At 66.4% G+C, this 422-nt stretch carries 1 protein-coding gene; it reads right to left on the bottom strand.

The genetic code is table 11. The features are described from left to right. Positions 1-422 (bottom strand): cytochrome c oxidase assembly protein (locus ACOMDU_RS13725; protein ID WP_421130716.1); only part of this gene is annotated, 422 nt, incomplete at both ends.

Below are 422 nucleotides of genomic sequence, written 5' to 3'. Positions count from 1 at the left end.
TCATCACGGTGGGGAACTCGCCGATGCCCCACATCACCGCGCCGCCGATGCGCTGATCCTCGAGGGCGGTGGGGCCCCAGTCGCGGCCCATGTTGCCGAACCAGGACGCCTGCAGCAGACCGGTGGAGGTGGTCATGGCGACGCCGATGAAGGCGTGGAAGACCATCGTGGCCATCAGCAGCACGAGCCGCAGGGCGTACGGGGGCCGGCGCGGCAGCGGATCCGAGCCGATCATGACCAGGGCGAACAGGAACCCGGTCAGCAGGAAGTGGACGTTCATGAACTCGTGGCCCACGTGGGTTTGCAGCGAGAACCGGAAGAAGTCCGTGTAGTAGAACACCAGGATCGAGCCGGCGAAGTTGACCCCCGCCACGATCGGGTTCGTGATGAACCGCCCCCACGGGGAGTGCACGATCCACAGG

Source organism: Vescimonas sanitatis (assembly GCF_049060325.1).
Taxonomy (GTDB): domain Bacteria; phylum Bacillota; class Clostridia; order Oscillospirales; family Oscillospiraceae; genus Vescimonas; species Vescimonas sanitatis.
This window is presented reverse-complemented; position numbering and strand designations above follow the sequence as displayed.